Raw genomic sequence first — 13046 nt, 5'->3', positions numbered from 1 at the left:
CATGAACGACTGTCTGGCGGCCCCGAATGTGACATCACGAATCGACGCGGTCGCGTTCACGCAGGTCGGGGGTGACTGTCAGTGGCGGGGTGCAGCATGGGGGCATGGTGAGGAGAGCGGCGGGAACGGCGGGCGGGACCGGGCGGGGCGGCGGTGCCGGCCGGGTGAAGGCGGCGCGGCGGCCGGAGGTGCGGCTGCCCGCGCTGGAGGCGTACGGCGGCGGGGGCCTGGAGCCGGACGGGGACTACGACGGCCTCGACATCCGGGACGAGGACTTCACCGGCGCGGACGGGGCGGGCGCGCGGTTCATGGACTGCGCGCTGACCGGGTGCGCGCTGGACGAGGCGGACCTGCCGCACGCGCGGATCCTGGACTCGGTGCTCACGGCCCCGCGAGGGGTCGGCACCAATCTGGCCGAGTCGACCCTCCGCGACGTGGAGGTGCGCGACGCGCGCCTGGGCGGCACGCAGCTGCACGGCGCGGTCCTGGAGCGGGTGGTCTTCCGCGGCGGCAAGATCGACTATCTCAATCTGCGCAAGGCGAAGCTCAGAGACGTCGTGTTCGAGGGCTGTGTGCTGGCGGAGCCCGACTTCGGGGGCGCGCTGCTGGAGCGGGTGGAGTTCGTGGACTGCACCCTGAAGGCGGTGGATCTGACGGCGGCGGTGCTCAAGGACGTCGATCTGCGCGGGGCGGCGTCCCTGGAGATCGCCCGCGGCGTCGACCGGCTGTCCGGCGCGGTGATCAGCACGGCCCAGCTGCTGGACCTGGCGCCGGTGCTGGCGGGGGAGCTGGGGATCAGGGTGGAGGACTGAACACGGGCCCGGGGCGGCCTCGGGCGGCCCCCAGGGTGACGGAGGGCCTGTGACGCCAGGCTCCTAGGACACGCGGGGGAAGCGGGCCTGCAGGGTCCAGATCGCGGGGTTCTCCGCCAGGTCCTCGTGCAGGTCGCACAGGTCGGCGATCAGGTCGTGCAGGAAGTCCCGCGCCTCCTTGCGGAGTTCGGCGTGGGAGAAGGTGAGGGGCGGTTCCTCGGCCGGCATCCAGTCGGACTCGATGTCCACCCAGCCGAAGCGGCGCTCGAACAGCATCCGGTCGGTGGACTCGGTGAAGTCCAGCTCCGCGTGTTGCGGACGGGAGGCGCGGGAGCCCGCCGGGTCGCGGTCCAGCCGCTCGGCGATGTCGCACAGGGCCCACGCGAAGTCGAGCACGGGCACCCATCCCCAGGCGGTGGACAGCTCCCGGTCCGCCTTGGTGTCGGCGAGGTAGACGTCGCCGCAGAACAGGTCGTGCCGCAGGGCGTGGACGTCCACGCGGCGGTAGTCGGCCTGCGGCGGGTCGGGGAAGCGGTGGGAGAGGGCGTAGCCGATGTCGAGCACGTAGGCGATGGTGTCACGCTCCGCGCATAGGATCGCGGGCGTGCCCCGATTCAGGCTGTTTGTCCGACCCGCCGTGGCCGCCGCCTCGGCGCTGGCCGTGCTGGGCGCGCCCGCCCTCGCGGGGTGCGGCGGGGGCGGGGGCGCGCACGGGACGCCGGGGGCGAAGGGGCTGCGCGATCCGTACTTCCCGAAGGCGGGCAACGGCGGCTACGACGTCTCCCACTACGCCCTGACCCTCGCCTACGACCCCGCCGAGCCCCGGCTGTCCGGTACGGCGGTGATCACCGCCCGCGCCACCCAGGACCTCTCCGCCTTCGATCTCGACCTCTTGGGCCTGGACGTAGGCTCGGTCACCGTCGACGGCCGCTCCGCCGGCTGGCACCGGGCCGGGCAGGAACTGACCGTCCGCCCGCCGGGCCCGCTCGGCGACGGCCGCGTCTTCCGCGTCGCGGTGCGCTACTCCGGCCGCCCCGTCACCCTCACCGACCCGGACGGCTCGCAGGAGGGCTGGCTGCCGACGGCGGACGGCGCGCTGGCCCTGGGTGAGCCGACCGGTTCGATGACCTGGTTCCCCGGCAACGACCATCCGTCCGACAAGGCGTCGTACGACATCTCCGTGACCGTGCCGAAGGGGCTTCAGGCCGTGTCCAACGGGGAGCTGACCGGCCGGACGACGAGCGGCGGCCGCACCGCCTACCGCTGGCGCGTCGCCGAGCCGATGGCGACCTATCTCGCGACCGTCGCCGTCGGCCACTACGACCTCGACCGCTCCACGGCCGCGGGCGGCCTGCCGGTCCTGGTCGCCGTCGACCCCACCCAGGCGGCGGCGAGCCGCGCGGTGCTCGCCCGGCTGCCGGAGGTCCTCGGGTGGGAGGAGCGCGTGTTCGGGCCGTACCCGTTCGGCTCGGCCGGGGCGATCGTGGACCGGCCGGGGGACGCGGGCTACGCGCTGGAGACACAGAACCGGCCGGTCTTCCCCGGCCCGCCCGACCTCACCACCCTCGTGCACGAGCTGGCCCACCAGTGGTACGGCGACTCGGTCACGCCCGTGAGCTGGCGGGACATGTGGCTGAACGAGGGGTTCGCCACCTACGCGGAGTGGCTGTGGGCCGAGGACCACGGCGGGGCCACGGCGCAGCGGACCTTCGACCGGCTCTACCGCACCGGGGCGGGCGCGGACCTGTGGGCGTTCCCGCCCGGGTCGCCGCCGGGCGCCGCGGACATCTCCGCACGTCCCGTCTACGACCGGGGCGCGATGGTCCTGCAGAAGGTCCGGCAGCGGGCCGGCGACCGTGCGTTCCTCGGCATCCTGCGCGGCTGGGCCACCGCCCGCCGCCACGCCGGCGCGAGCACCCCGGACTTCACGGCGTACGTCGAGCGGCGGGTCCCGGGCGCCGACTTCCACGACATCTGGGCGACCTGGCTGTACGGCGACGGAAAGCCGCCCGCGCCGTGAACCGGTTCACGGCGGTCAGGTTCCGCCCACGGGGCCGGATGCCGGGCCGGGCGACGGGGACGTCCCGGTGGACTCGAAGTCGTCCAGCAGGCGGGCCAGTCCGGGGGGCCAGACCGGGTCCTGGGTGGTCGTCAGGGCGTGGCGGGACCACCAGCGCCAGGTGAGGATGCCGTCCTCGGCATGGGCGGCGGCGAGATGGGGACCGGCGGGTTCGCGGTGCGGGCCGCGGGTGACGTAGACGTGCTCGTGCTGGTGGACGGGGACGCCGGTGTGGGTGAAGTCGTGCTCCCACGTGGTCAGCAGCGGGCCGGGCACCAGGTCCGTCCAGCCCGTCTCCTCGCGCAGTTCGCGCAGGGCGCCCTCACGGGGGCCCTCGTCGCCCTCCAGGCCGCCGCCGGGCAGCGCCCAGTGGATCCCCACCTCGACGTTGTCGTAGCGGAAGAGCAGGACCGCGCCCTGCGGGTCGAGGACGGCGACGCGGGCGGCGCGGCGGGGCGTGCGCAGGACCTTGCGCAGCACCGTGCAGGGGCGGCCCCGTTGCAGGTCGGGGCGGTGGTCGAGCACGTCGTAGCCGAGGGCGCGCCAGAAGGCGAGGCCCTTGGGGTTGGCGTCCAGGACGGCGAGGCGTACGGCGGTGCGGCCCGCGGCGCGCAGCCGGTCCTCGACGAGCGACGCCAACTGCCGCCCCAGACCCTGCCGCTGGACGGTCGCGTCGATCATCAGCAGCCCGATCCAGGGGTCGGGGTCGGCCGGGTCGGGGTGGTGGGCGAGGGTGATCGCGAGCCCGGTCAGCCGCCCCCGGCTGCGGGCGAGCAGCACCTCCGCGTCCGGGTGGGCCAGTTCGTCCGCGAGGGCGGCCGCCACCTGGTCCGGGCGGATGTCGTCCGGGTCGGGGAAGTCGCCGCTGAGCGCCTGGAACGCACGGTCGGAGGCGTACAGGGCGGTGAGTTCGGTGAGCAGCGGGGCGGGGATGTCGTGGCCCGGGGGGAGGGCTAGGGGCTCGAGGATCACCCCGGCAACGTACCCCGCGGGACGCGAGAGCCCCGGCCCATGACGGACCGGGGCTCTTCCGCGGCGCGCCCCTCGGCCGGGGCCGGGCGACGCGGACCGGGCGCCTCGGATCGGGTGCCGTCGGTCGTCCGCCTCGGATCAGACGTTGACGCCGAAGTCCTGGGCGATGCCGACCAGGCCGGAGGCGTAACCCTGGCCCACGGCACGGAACTTCCACTCCGCGCCGTTGCGGTACAGCTCGCCGAAGACCATCGCGGTCTCGGTGGCGGCGTCCTCGGAGAGGTCGTAGCGCGCGATCTCGGCGCCGCCGGCCTGGTTGACGATGCGGATGTACGCGTTGCGGACCTGGCCGAAGTTCTGGCCGCGGTTCTCGGCGTCGTAGATGGAGACCGGGAAGACGATCTTGTCGACGTCGGCCGGGAGGCCGGCCAGGTTGACGTTGATCGCCTCGTCGTCGCCGGCGCCCTCGCCGGTGCGGTTGTCGCCGGTGTGGACGATGGTGTTGTCCGGCGTCTGCTTGTTGTTGAAGAAGACGAAGTGGGCGTCCGAGTAGACCTTGCCCTGCGGGTTGACCGCGATCGCGGACGCGTCGAGGTCGAAGTCCGTGCCGGTGGTCGTGCGGACGTCCCAGCCGAGGCCCACGGTGACGGCGGTCAGGCCCGGAGCCTCCTTGGTGAGCGAGACGTTGCCACCCTTGGACAGGCTTACAGCCATTGTTGGGAGTCCCTTCCCTCGGTTCGGTACGGCAGAAAGCTACAACCACCCGTAGGAACGTCAGGAGAGGTACGCATGGTTCCGTGTCTCTTTACTCTCTTTACCCGGTTCGCCGTGAGCGGATATTTCGCGTGACGCGGGCGGGTCGGCCGCGCGACCATGGGGGGCATGTCCGGTCCCTATCCCATCCGTGGCTCCGTCTCGCTGCCCGAGGCCGAGCTCATGTGGCGTTTCTCGCGGTCCTCGGGACCGGGCGGGCAGCACGTCAACACCAGCGACTCCCAGGTGGAACTCCGCTTCGACCTGGCGAACACCGAGGCGCTGCCGCCGGTGTGGAAGGAGCGCGCGCTGGAGCGGCTGGCGTCCCGGCTGACCGACGGCGTGGTCACCGTCCGCGCCTCCGACCACCGTTCCCAGTGGCGCAACCGTGAGACGGCGGCCGTCCGGCTCGCCGCGCTGCTCGCGGAGGCGACCGCACCGCCGCCCAAGCCGCGCCGGCCCACCCGTATCCCCCGCGGCATCAACGAACGCCGCCTGCGCGAGAAGAAGCAGCGCGCGGACACCAAGCGCGGCCGCTCGGGCCGCGACTGGGGCTAGCCGGGCCCCCTCCCGGAGCCGGGCCCCGACACCGAGCCGGGCCCCGACACCGAGCCGGGCCCCGACACCGAGCGCGCCCCGACACCGAGCGCGCCCCGACACCGAACGCGCCCCGACACCGAGCGCGCCCCGTCACACGGAGCCGGGTGCCTGCCCCAGTTCCAGCACCCCCACCGTCTGCCCGCCGCTCGTCTCGCCGTTCGGGCGGAAGCCGAGGCGCAGGTAGAAGGCCTCGGGGCCGTCCGGGCCCGGATGCCAGGTGACGTGGAGTTCCCGGCCGCCGCGCCGCCCGATCTCCGCGGCGACCGCGTCGACGGCGAACCGGCCGTGCCCCCTGCCCTGCTCGTCGGCGGCGATGTTGAGCCGCCACAGCCCCGAGCGGTGGACGCTGCCGTCGCCGTACCAGTCGATGTCGAGGAAGGCCATCAGGAAGCCGACCGGGCGGCCGTCGTCGACGATCAGCCGGGGCCATGCGACGCCCGGGGGCCGGACGTAGGCCTCGGCGAGGGAGTGCGCCACGGGCTCGACGGCGTGTCGCTGGTCGGGGCGGATCTCGATGCCGAGCGCGGCTTCGAGGTTGTGCGGCGTGATCTCTTCCAGGTGCCGGGTCATCGGGGCAGGGTAGGCGCGGCGCCGCGTCCGGGCCACGCGATTTTCCCGGCGGCGGGGGCGGCCGTCAGCCCAGGTTGCGGTAGCGCCCCCGGAAGTACGTGAGCGGACCGCCGTCCGCGCCCGGCGCCCGGGCCGTCAGCACCCGGCCGATCACCAGGGTGTGGTCGCCCGCCGGCACGCGCTGCTCGGTGCGGCACTCCAGGGTGGCGAGGGCGTCGGTGATCAGAGGCGCGTCCGAGGCCTCACCACGGGTGACGGGCAGGTCCGCGAAGAGCAGCCGGTCGCTGATGCGGCCCTTCATGGCGAAGCGGCCCGCGATGTGCCGCTGGGAGTCGGTGAGCACGGAGACGGCCCACAGCGGCTGCTCGGCGAGCAGGTCGTCCATGCGGGAGCCCTCGCGCACGCTGACGAGGACCAGCGGCGGGTCGAGGGAGACCGACAGGAACGCCGTCGCCGTCATCCCGACGTCCTCGCCGGCGGGGGCGCCGGGGTCGTCCGGGTCGAGCGGCGGCTCCTGGGCGGTCACCAGGACCACGCCCGCGGCCAGCCGGGACATGGCGGCGCGGAACTCGTCGTTGCTCACCCCCTCAATATGCCCGGGAGCGGGCGCGGCGGGGGCGGGGAGGAAGGCGGAGGAGGTGTGGGGCACGCGGAAACGCTAGTCTGCGGCCCGCACGGCGCACATCGGGCCTCGGGCCGAGAAGGGCGGCGGGAGGACCTAGGACCACCGGAGGAGCACTTCGTGCATCATGGCCGTCAGGTCCGCACAACCCGCGTTCAGTAAACGCACAAGGAAAACGCGGAATCTCTACTCAATTGTTCAGGTTTTGCTGTGACTTGAGTCACAAGGGCCATGAATTGTTGACCCTGTGTACCGAGTGGGCAGCGCGCTGTGATTCAGTGGCGGGAGGCCGCGGGGGCGCCTCAGGAGATCCGGCAGGGGCGCGACGGAAGATCCGGCAGGGCGGCAGGCGACGACCGGCGAGGACAGCCGGCAGGGCACGACGGAAGAACGCAAGAACCACCAAGGGCACCACGGAAGACAAGCGCCGAAGACAACCCTTGAATCGCTGCGAGGACTCGGGGGGAGGGCGAGCATGGAGACCGAGTCGGAGCCGTATGTCCGTCTTGCGACCCTGCGGCAACTGCACCAGGTCATGGCGGACATGAACACGGCCCGCAGCCTGGCGGACACGCTTCAGACCGTTGCCGACGGCGTCGTGAACGGCCTCGGCTACGAGCTGGCGTGCGTCAATCTCGTGCGCCAGGACGGCGACCTCGTGGTCGCCGCGTTCGCCGGGAACTCCGCCGCCGAGGCCCTCATCACCGGCCGGGTGGGCTCGCGCGAGTCCTGGGACCGGCGCCTGGACATGGGCGAGTCCTGGGGCGACCTGCGGTTCATACCCCACACCGAGGGCTGGGTCCTCGACGACGACGACGTCCCGCAGTGGTACACCGACGGGCCCGCGCCCCGCTTCGAGGACGAGTGGCACCCCTCGGACCGGCTGTTCGCCCCCATGTACACGCCCGGCGTCTCCGGCGGGTACGGCGAACTGCTCGGGGTGCTGTCCGTGGACCGCCCGCGCAACGGCCGCAGGCCCGGCGCGTGGGGCCGCGAGGCGCTCCAGATGTACGCGTTCCAGGCCGCCATCGCCATCAGCAACGCGCGTCTACGTGCCAATATGCAGCGCGCGCTGGTCCGGCTCGAACGCGAGCAGCAGGCGCTGCGGGCCAGCGAGGAGTCGTTCCGCCAGGCCTTCGAGTACGCCCCCTCCGGCATGGCCATCGCCGAGATGGGCGGCGACCAGCACGGCCGCATCCTGCGCACCAACGACGCGCTGTGCCGGCTCCTCGGCCGCCCGGCGTCCGCGATGCGCCGCTACTCCTTCTCCGACCTGGTCCACCCCGAGGACATCGGCACCCTGCTGCGGACCTCCGCCGAGGGCGGCCGGGCCGAGCTGCGCCTCGGCCGCCGCGACGGCACCTACGTCTGGGTCAGCCTGCGCAACTCGGTGGTGGCCGACGCGACCGACGGGCCCCGCTTCCTGCTCACCCACGTCGAGGACATCGAGGAGCGCAAGCGCCGCGAGCTCCAGCTCGCCCACCGCGCCTCCCACGACTCCCTGACCGGCCTGCCGAACTCCGCCGAGCTGCGCTCGCGCCTGTCGTCCCGGCTCTGCCAGCGCCCGCAGTCGGCGCTCGCGGGGGAGCTGGAGTCGCTGGACGCCGCCTACGGGCACCCCGCCTTCGGCATGGCGGGCCACGGCTTCGACTTCGCGCCGGGCGCGGAGTCCTTCGACGGCTTCGACCACCATGTGCACACCGCCGCGCCCGAGGGCCAGACGGACGACGGCACCAAGGGGCTCGCGGTCCTCTTCTGCGACCTCGACGGCTTCAAGTCGATCAACGACCGGTTCGGGCACAACGCCGGTGACGCGGTGCTCATCGAGGTCGCCCGGCGGCTGTCGAGCGGCGTCCGCGACGGCGACACCGTCGCCCGGCTCGGCGGCGACGAGTTCGTCATACTCGCCGACGGGCTCGGCCAGGCGGACGCCCAGGACCTCGCCGTGCGGCTGCGGAACGAGATCATCCAGCCCATCCGGGCCGAGGGCCGGGCGGTGCGGGTGGGCGCCAGTTTCGGCATCGGCTGGGCCCACTGCGGCATGACGGCCGACGAAGTATTGAAATCCGCTGACGAGCGGATGTACGTGGAGAAACGATCTCGTCCCAAACAACATCGTCGCGCGGGTTGATGCGCAGGTCAGTGCGATGAAGCGAGCCGAGTCACCCGTTTGGCTCAGCGGGAGCGGGTAGGCTCGCACTTCATACGTGTACTGAATCCGCCCGCACCTGTTGAGGAGTACCAAGGGATGACGCCCGGCGACAACGGCGCGAGCACGCCCGAGGACGACGACCCGTTCGGCTACCTCTACGCCGACGGTCAGGCGAGAGGGGCCCAGCCGCCGTCCGGCGGGTACGGCTACCCGAACGCCGTCAGCAGGGTGCGCTCCGTCGGCGAGCGGAAGTACGGCCCGCAGCAGACCGCGCCGACCGCGCCCACCGCGCAGTACGGCCCGACCGTCCCGCAGCAGAGCCCGTACGGCCAGCCCAACGCGCACTACCAGGCGCCGGAGACCTACCCGGGCGGCGCGCCCACCACCCGCCAGCAGGCCCAGCAGGGCGGCGGGCGGGGCCGGGGCCCGAACACCAAGGGCCTGCTGATCGGCGCGATCGCGGTGGTCGCGGCGGTCGTGATCGGCATCAGCGTGGCCATGCTCGGCGGCGACGACGGCGACAAGAAGGCCGACGGCGGCGCCACCAGCCCGGCGCAGTCGCAGAGCGCCTCGCCGACCCCGTCCAGCACCAGCTCGGTGTCCGCGGAAGGTGAACTGCCGACCATCGACGCGAAGGCCCTGCGCCTCGACGGCGGCGCCACCCTGTCCTCCGACGTCAAGGGCGCCAAGTCCGACGGCGGGATCTACGTGACGGGCTTCAACCAGGCCGGTGCGTCGGTCTCGTGGACGGTCGACGGCATCCCCGACAGCGGCAAGTACAGCGTGTACGTCGGCTACAGCGTCCCCGGCAAGGACCAGAACGCCACCCTCACGGTCAACGGCACGCCGTCCAACACCCCGGTCAGCCTGCGCAACTACGCGGGCGCGTCCGACGGCGACTACACCAAGGGCTGGACGCGGACCTACAACTACGTCCAGCTCAACAAGGGCACCAACACCATCAAGATCTCCTGCGAGCAGGGCAACCAGTGCGATGCTCTCCTCGACCAGGTGTGGCTGGTCAAGGGCTGGGTCAAGTCCGGCGGCTGAGCACCGCCGCCCCTGAAGCGTCCCTGCCGGAGACGGCCAGGGACGCTTCCGCGTTCCCGGGCCGACACGCCCTAGGCCGCGGCCGTGCCGTCGGTCACCGTGATCCGGCCGAGCAGTCTCTCGTAGACCGCGGGGTCGAACTCGCCCGCCGCCGGGGCCTGTACGGTCGCCGCCGAGAGGGCGACCGCCCGCGCCAGCCGGTCCGGCCAGGGCAGGCCCTCGGCCTCGGCCGACAGCAGGCCGGCGACCACCGAGTCGCCCGCGCCGGTCGGGTTGCCCGGGACCCGGGCGGGCGGGGCCGCGCGCCAGCGGCCCTCCGGGGTGACCGCGAGCAGGCCCTGCGCGCCCAGGGAGGCGACGACGGCCCGCGCGCCGCGGCGCCGGGCGTCCTGCGTGGCCCGCAGCGGATCGTGCGAACCGGTCAGCTCGGCCAGCTCGTCCGTGTTCGGCTTGACGAGGTCCGGACGGGCGGCGACCCCGCGGCGCAGCGGCTCCCCGCCGGTGTCCAGGAGCACCGGCACGCCCGCGGCCCGTGCCGAGCGCACCAGCCCCGCGTACGCGCCGACCGGCACCCCCGGCGGCAGGCTGCCGCACAGGGCGACCGCCGTCGCCGCGGCCAGCAGGTCCTCGTAGGTGCGCTGGAAGGCGGCCCATTCGTCGGGGGCGACCACCGGGCCCGGCTCGTTGAGCTGGGTGGTGTCGCCGGTCAGTTCGTCGACCACGGCGACCGTGCGCCGGGTGGCGCCGGCCACCGGGACGAGCGCGTCCAGCACACCGGGCGTCCGCGTCAGCCGGTCCCGCACGACCTGCCCGGTGGCGCCGCCCGCGAAGCCGGTGACCGTCACCGGATGGCCGAGGGCGGCCAGTACCCGCGCCACGTTGACGCCCTTGCCGCCGGGCCGCTCCAGGACCTCGGAGACCCGGTGGGAGGCGTGCGGCCGCAGGGACCGTACGCGATAGGTGATGTCGAGAGCGGTGTTCAGCGTGACCGTGAGGATCACCTGGTCAGACCTCCCTCGAAGGTGGGCGCGTGTCGTCGCTTCCGGAGGCACGATCATGCCAAAGAGACGGCGGTCGGCCCAGACCTCGGGCCGGCCGCCGTCTCGTTCGGGCCGCTCTACTGCGGGACGGATCACCCCAGTTGGGGATCGACCACCCATTCCCCCTGCCGCATCACGCCCTTGAGGGCGAAGTCGGCGTCCAGCAGCACCAGGTCGGCGTCCTTGCCCGGCTCCAGGGAGCCGATGCGGTCGGACATGCCCAGCAGGCGGGCCGGGTTGACGGACAGCGCGGCCACCACGTCCTCGACGGGCAGCCCGTCCACGGTCACCGCCCGCTGGAAGGCGCGGTCCAGGGTGAGGGTGGAGCCCGCGATCGAGCCGCCCTCCACCAGCCGTGCCACACCGTCGCTGACCTCGACCTCCAGCGGGCCGAGCATGTAGCGGCCGTCGCCGAAGCCGGCCGCGTCCATCGCGTCCGTGATGAACGCGACCCGGTGCGGACCCGCGTGACGGAACGCCAGCTCCAGGGCGGCCGGGTGCAGATGGGTGCCGTCGTTGATCAGCTCGACGGTGATCCGCTCGTCCTCCAGCAGTGCGGCGATCGGACCGGGGGCGCGGTGGCCGATCGGCGGCATCGCGTTGAAGAGGTGGGTGGCGACGGTGGCGCCCGCGTCGATCGCCTCGACGGTCTGCTCGTACGTCGCGTCCGTGTGGCCCACCGCCGCGATCACACCGTGCTCGGCGAGGAGGCGTACGGAGTCGATGCCGCCGGGCAGTTCGGTGGCGAGGGTGACCATCTTGGCGTGGCCGCGGGCCGCGTCGACCAGCTTGCGCACGTCGGCCGGGTCCGGGTCGCGCAGCAGGCCCTCGGAGTGGGCGCCCTTGCGGCACGGCGAGATGAACGGCCCCTCGAAGTGGATGCCGGCGATGTCGCCCTGCTCGGCCAGTTCGGAGAGCATCCCGGCGCGCAGCGCGAGGGCGTCCATGTCGTCGGTGACGGTGGAGGTGACCAGGGTGGTCGTGCCGTGCAGCCGGTGCGTGCGGATGCCGGTGAGCACCTCGTCGACCGTGCCGAGGGTGAAGGAGGCGCCGCCGCCGCCGTGGTTGTGGAGGTCGACGAAGCCGGGGACGAGCCAGTGCCCGGAGACGTCGACGACCTGGGTGTCCGCGGCGGCGGTGTCCTCGACCGCGGTCCGCGCGCGGGCCGGATCGGCCGGGGCCGCCTCCGCGATCCGTGTGCCCTCGACGACGACGCGGCCGCCGTCCGCGATCCCGGTGGGCAGTACCACCCTGGCGCCGGCGAGCACCTTCCTTGTGGCCATCAGGCGGTTACCTCCGAGGGATCGATGCGGGTTGGGGAGTGGGCGAATGGGGGCCGGCCGGGGACGGGGTTCCGGGCCGGGGTCAGCCGTCGGTCACGGTGGTGCCGTCGGCGGTCAGCAGGTCCCAGGCGAGCAGGCCCGCGCCGAGACAGCCGGCCGAGTCGCCGAGGGCCGCCGGGACGATGTCCGGCAGCTTCTGGAAGGTCGTGCGCCGCCGGACGGCGTCCCGCAGCGGTGTGAACAAGGTTTCCCCCGCCTCGGCCAGCCCGCCACCGATGATCAGCGTGCGCGGGTCCAGCAGGGTGAGCGCGGTGACCAGGCCGTCCGCGAGGGCGTCCACGGCCTCGCCCCAGACCTCGGCGGCACGGGGGTCGCCGGACGCGACCGCCTTGGCGCAGTCCGCGGCGTCCGCGTCCGGGTCGCCGCAGGCGGCCGCCCAGGCCTCGCTGACCGCGGCCGCCGACGCCAGCCGCTCCAGGCAGCCGCGCTGACCGCACGGGCAGGGGGCGCCCCCGGGCCGTACGACGATGTGGCCGATCTCGCCGGCGAAGCCGTGCGCGCCCGCCTCCACCCGGCCGTCGATGCCGATGGCGCCCGCGATGCCGGTGCCCAGCGGCACGAACAGGAAGCGGTCGGTGCCCTGGCCGGCCCCGATCCGGCCCTCGGCGAGCCCGCCGGTGCGCACGTCGTGGCCGAGGGCCACCGGCACCCCGCCGAGCCGCTCGGCCATGAGGTCGCGCAGCGGCACGTCGCGCCAGCCGAGGTTGGCGGAGTAGGCGGCGACACCACGGGTCTCGTCCACGATGCCGGGGACGGCGACGCCGGCCGCCGCGGCGGGCTCGCCGTGGCTGCGCTCGCCGTGGGCGCGCAGCTCGGCGGCGAAGTCGAGGACGTCCTCGACCACGGCGTCCGGGCCGCGCTCGCGGCCGGTGGCCCGGCGCGCCCGGTGCAGCAGTCGGCCGTCCGCCGCGACCAGGGCGGCCTTCATCCCGGTGCCGCCCACGTCGAGGGCGATGACATGTCTCACGGGGGACAGTGTGGCCCCCGGACCCGGGAAAGGTCTAGTCCACTTACGTGACGCGCCCCTGATCCATCAACCCGCGGGCCGGTGGGGCTTGGTCGCGCAGTTCCCC

General features: G+C 73.7%; 13 protein-coding genes. 5 read left to right on the top strand and 8 right to left on the bottom strand.

Going from position 1 to position 13046, the window contains the following annotated elements:
* Positions 1–104 precede the first annotated feature (104 nt).
* On the top strand, positions 105–812 hold the full coding sequence (locus WN71_RS33560; protein WP_079178316.1) for a pentapeptide repeat-containing protein: 708 nt from the start codon (positions 105–107) through the stop codon (positions 810–812).
* A 63-nt stretch (positions 813–875) separates the two neighbouring features.
* Here the strand turns inward: WN71_RS33560 and WN71_RS33555 are convergent, their stop codons facing one another.
* On the bottom strand, positions 876–1376 hold the full coding sequence (locus WN71_RS33555) for a hypothetical protein (protein WP_046592242.1): 501 nt from the start codon (positions 1374–1376) through the stop codon (positions 876–878).
* Positions 1377–1383: 7 nt separating this feature from the next.
* On the opposite strand from WN71_RS33555, the gene WN71_RS33550 reads away from it, so the two are divergent.
* Positions 1384–2832, top strand: a complete 1449-nt coding sequence (locus tag WN71_RS33550; RefSeq protein WP_079178315.1) for a M1 family metallopeptidase — start codon at positions 1384–1386, stop codon at positions 2830–2832.
* 15 nt (positions 2833–2847) lie between these two features.
* Here the strand turns inward: WN71_RS33550 and WN71_RS33545 are convergent, their stop codons facing one another.
* Both WN71_RS33545 and WN71_RS33540 read right to left on the bottom strand, forming a co-directional pair.
* Complete coding sequence (locus tag WN71_RS33545; RefSeq protein WP_046592244.1) at positions 2848–3843, bottom strand: bifunctional GNAT family N-acetyltransferase/NUDIX hydrolase; 996 nt, start codon at positions 3841–3843, stop codon at positions 2848–2850.
* A gap of 138 nt (positions 3844–3981) precedes the next feature.
* Positions 3982–4557, bottom strand: coding sequence for a TerD family protein (locus WN71_RS33540; RefSeq protein WP_046592245.1), 576 nt, complete (start codon positions 4555–4557; stop codon positions 3982–3984).
* 168 nt (positions 4558–4725) lie between these two features.
* On the opposite strand from WN71_RS33540, the gene arfB reads away from it, so the two are divergent.
* Positions 4726–5154, top strand: a complete 429-nt coding sequence (gene arfB / locus WN71_RS33535; RefSeq protein WP_046592246.1) for an alternative ribosome rescue aminoacyl-tRNA hydrolase ArfB — start codon at positions 4726–4728, stop codon at positions 5152–5154.
* Positions 5155–5286: 132 nt separating this feature from the next.
* On the opposite strand, the gene WN71_RS33530 is transcribed toward arfB, so the two are convergent.
* Positions 5287–5766 carry a GNAT family N-acetyltransferase gene (locus WN71_RS33530; protein WP_046592247.1) on the bottom strand — a complete coding sequence of 160 codons (480 nt, stop codon included), beginning with the start codon at positions 5764–5766 and terminating at the stop codon, positions 5287–5289.
* A gap of 64 nt (positions 5767–5830) precedes the next feature.
* On the bottom strand, positions 5831–6322 hold the full coding sequence (locus WN71_RS33525; protein WP_167382986.1) for a flavin reductase family protein: 492 nt from the start codon (positions 6320–6322) through the stop codon (positions 5831–5833).
* A 541-nt stretch (positions 6323–6863) separates the two neighbouring features.
* Here WN71_RS33525 and cdgB point away from each other — a divergent pair.
* Together cdgB and WN71_RS33515 are read left to right on the top strand one after the other, a co-directional pair.
* Complete coding sequence (cdgB, locus tag WN71_RS33520) at positions 6864–8519, top strand: diguanylate cyclase CdgB (protein ID WP_046592249.1); 1656 nt, start codon at positions 6864–6866, stop codon at positions 8517–8519.
* Between the two features lie 117 nt (positions 8520–8636).
* On the top strand, positions 8637–9590 hold the full coding sequence (locus tag WN71_RS33515) for a CBM35 domain-containing protein (RefSeq protein WP_046592250.1): 954 nt from the start codon (positions 8637–8639) through the stop codon (positions 9588–9590).
* 71 nt (positions 9591–9661) lie between these two features.
* Here WN71_RS33515 and WN71_RS33510 read toward each other — a convergent pair whose 3' ends face one another.
* The 3 genes from WN71_RS33510 to WN71_RS33500 all read right to left on the bottom strand — a co-directional run bounded on the left by WN71_RS33510 (position 9662) and on the right by WN71_RS33500 (position 12940).
* Positions 9662–10591 carry a 1-phosphofructokinase family hexose kinase gene (locus tag WN71_RS33510; RefSeq protein WP_046592251.1) on the bottom strand — a complete coding sequence of 310 codons (930 nt, stop codon included), beginning with the start codon at positions 10589–10591 and terminating at the stop codon, positions 9662–9664.
* Between the two features lie 131 nt (positions 10592–10722).
* Positions 10723–11913: an N-acetylglucosamine-6-phosphate deacetylase gene (gene nagA, locus WN71_RS33505; RefSeq protein ID WP_046592252.1), complete on the bottom strand. Its 1191-nt coding sequence runs from the start codon at positions 11911–11913 to the stop codon at positions 10723–10725.
* Between the two features lie 82 nt (positions 11914–11995).
* On the bottom strand, positions 11996–12940 hold the full coding sequence (locus WN71_RS33500; RefSeq protein WP_046592253.1) for an ROK family protein: 945 nt from the start codon (positions 12938–12940) through the stop codon (positions 11996–11998).
* Between the last annotated feature and the right edge of the window lie 106 nt (positions 12941–13046).

The sequence above is a fragment of the Streptomyces mangrovisoli genome (genome assembly GCF_000974985.2).
GTDB classification, from domain to species: domain Bacteria; phylum Actinomycetota; class Actinomycetes; order Streptomycetales; family Streptomycetaceae; genus Streptomyces; species Streptomyces mangrovisoli.
Note: the sequence above shows the minus strand (reverse complement) of the source record. Positions and strands in the feature narration are given on the sequence as shown.

What these genes read in the sequence shown, in the direction of transcription:
- WN71_RS33540 (WP_046592245.1), bottom strand. Translation starts at nt 4,557, where the DNA reads ATGGCTGTAAGCCTGTCCAAGGGTGGCAACGTCTCGCTCACCAAGGAG.
- WN71_RS33525 (WP_167382986.1), bottom strand. Translation starts at nt 6,322, where the DNA reads ATGTCCCGGCTGGCCGCGGGCGTGGTCCTGGTGACCGCCCAGGAGCCG.
- WN71_RS33550 (WP_079178315.1), top strand. Translation starts at nt 1,384, where the DNA reads ATGGTGTCACGCTCCGCGCATAGGATCGCGGGCGTGCCCCGATTCAGG.
- WN71_RS33515 (WP_046592250.1), top strand. Translation starts at nt 8,637, where the DNA reads ATGACGCCCGGCGACAACGGCGCGAGCACGCCCGAGGACGACGACCCG.
- cdgB (WP_046592249.1), top strand. Translation starts at nt 6,864, where the DNA reads ATGGAGACCGAGTCGGAGCCGTATGTCCGTCTTGCGACCCTGCGGCAA.
- WN71_RS33560 (WP_079178316.1), top strand. Translation starts at nt 105, where the DNA reads ATGGTGAGGAGAGCGGCGGGAACGGCGGGCGGGACCGGGCGGGGCGGC.
- arfB (WP_046592246.1), top strand. Translation starts at nt 4,726, where the DNA reads ATGTCCGGTCCCTATCCCATCCGTGGCTCCGTCTCGCTGCCCGAGGCC.
- WN71_RS33530 (WP_046592247.1), bottom strand. Translation starts at nt 5,766, where the DNA reads ATGACCCGGCACCTGGAAGAGATCACGCCGCACAACCTCGAAGCCGCG.
- nagA (WP_046592252.1), bottom strand. Translation starts at nt 11,913, where the DNA reads ATGGCCACAAGGAAGGTGCTCGCCGGCGCCAGGGTGGTACTGCCCACC.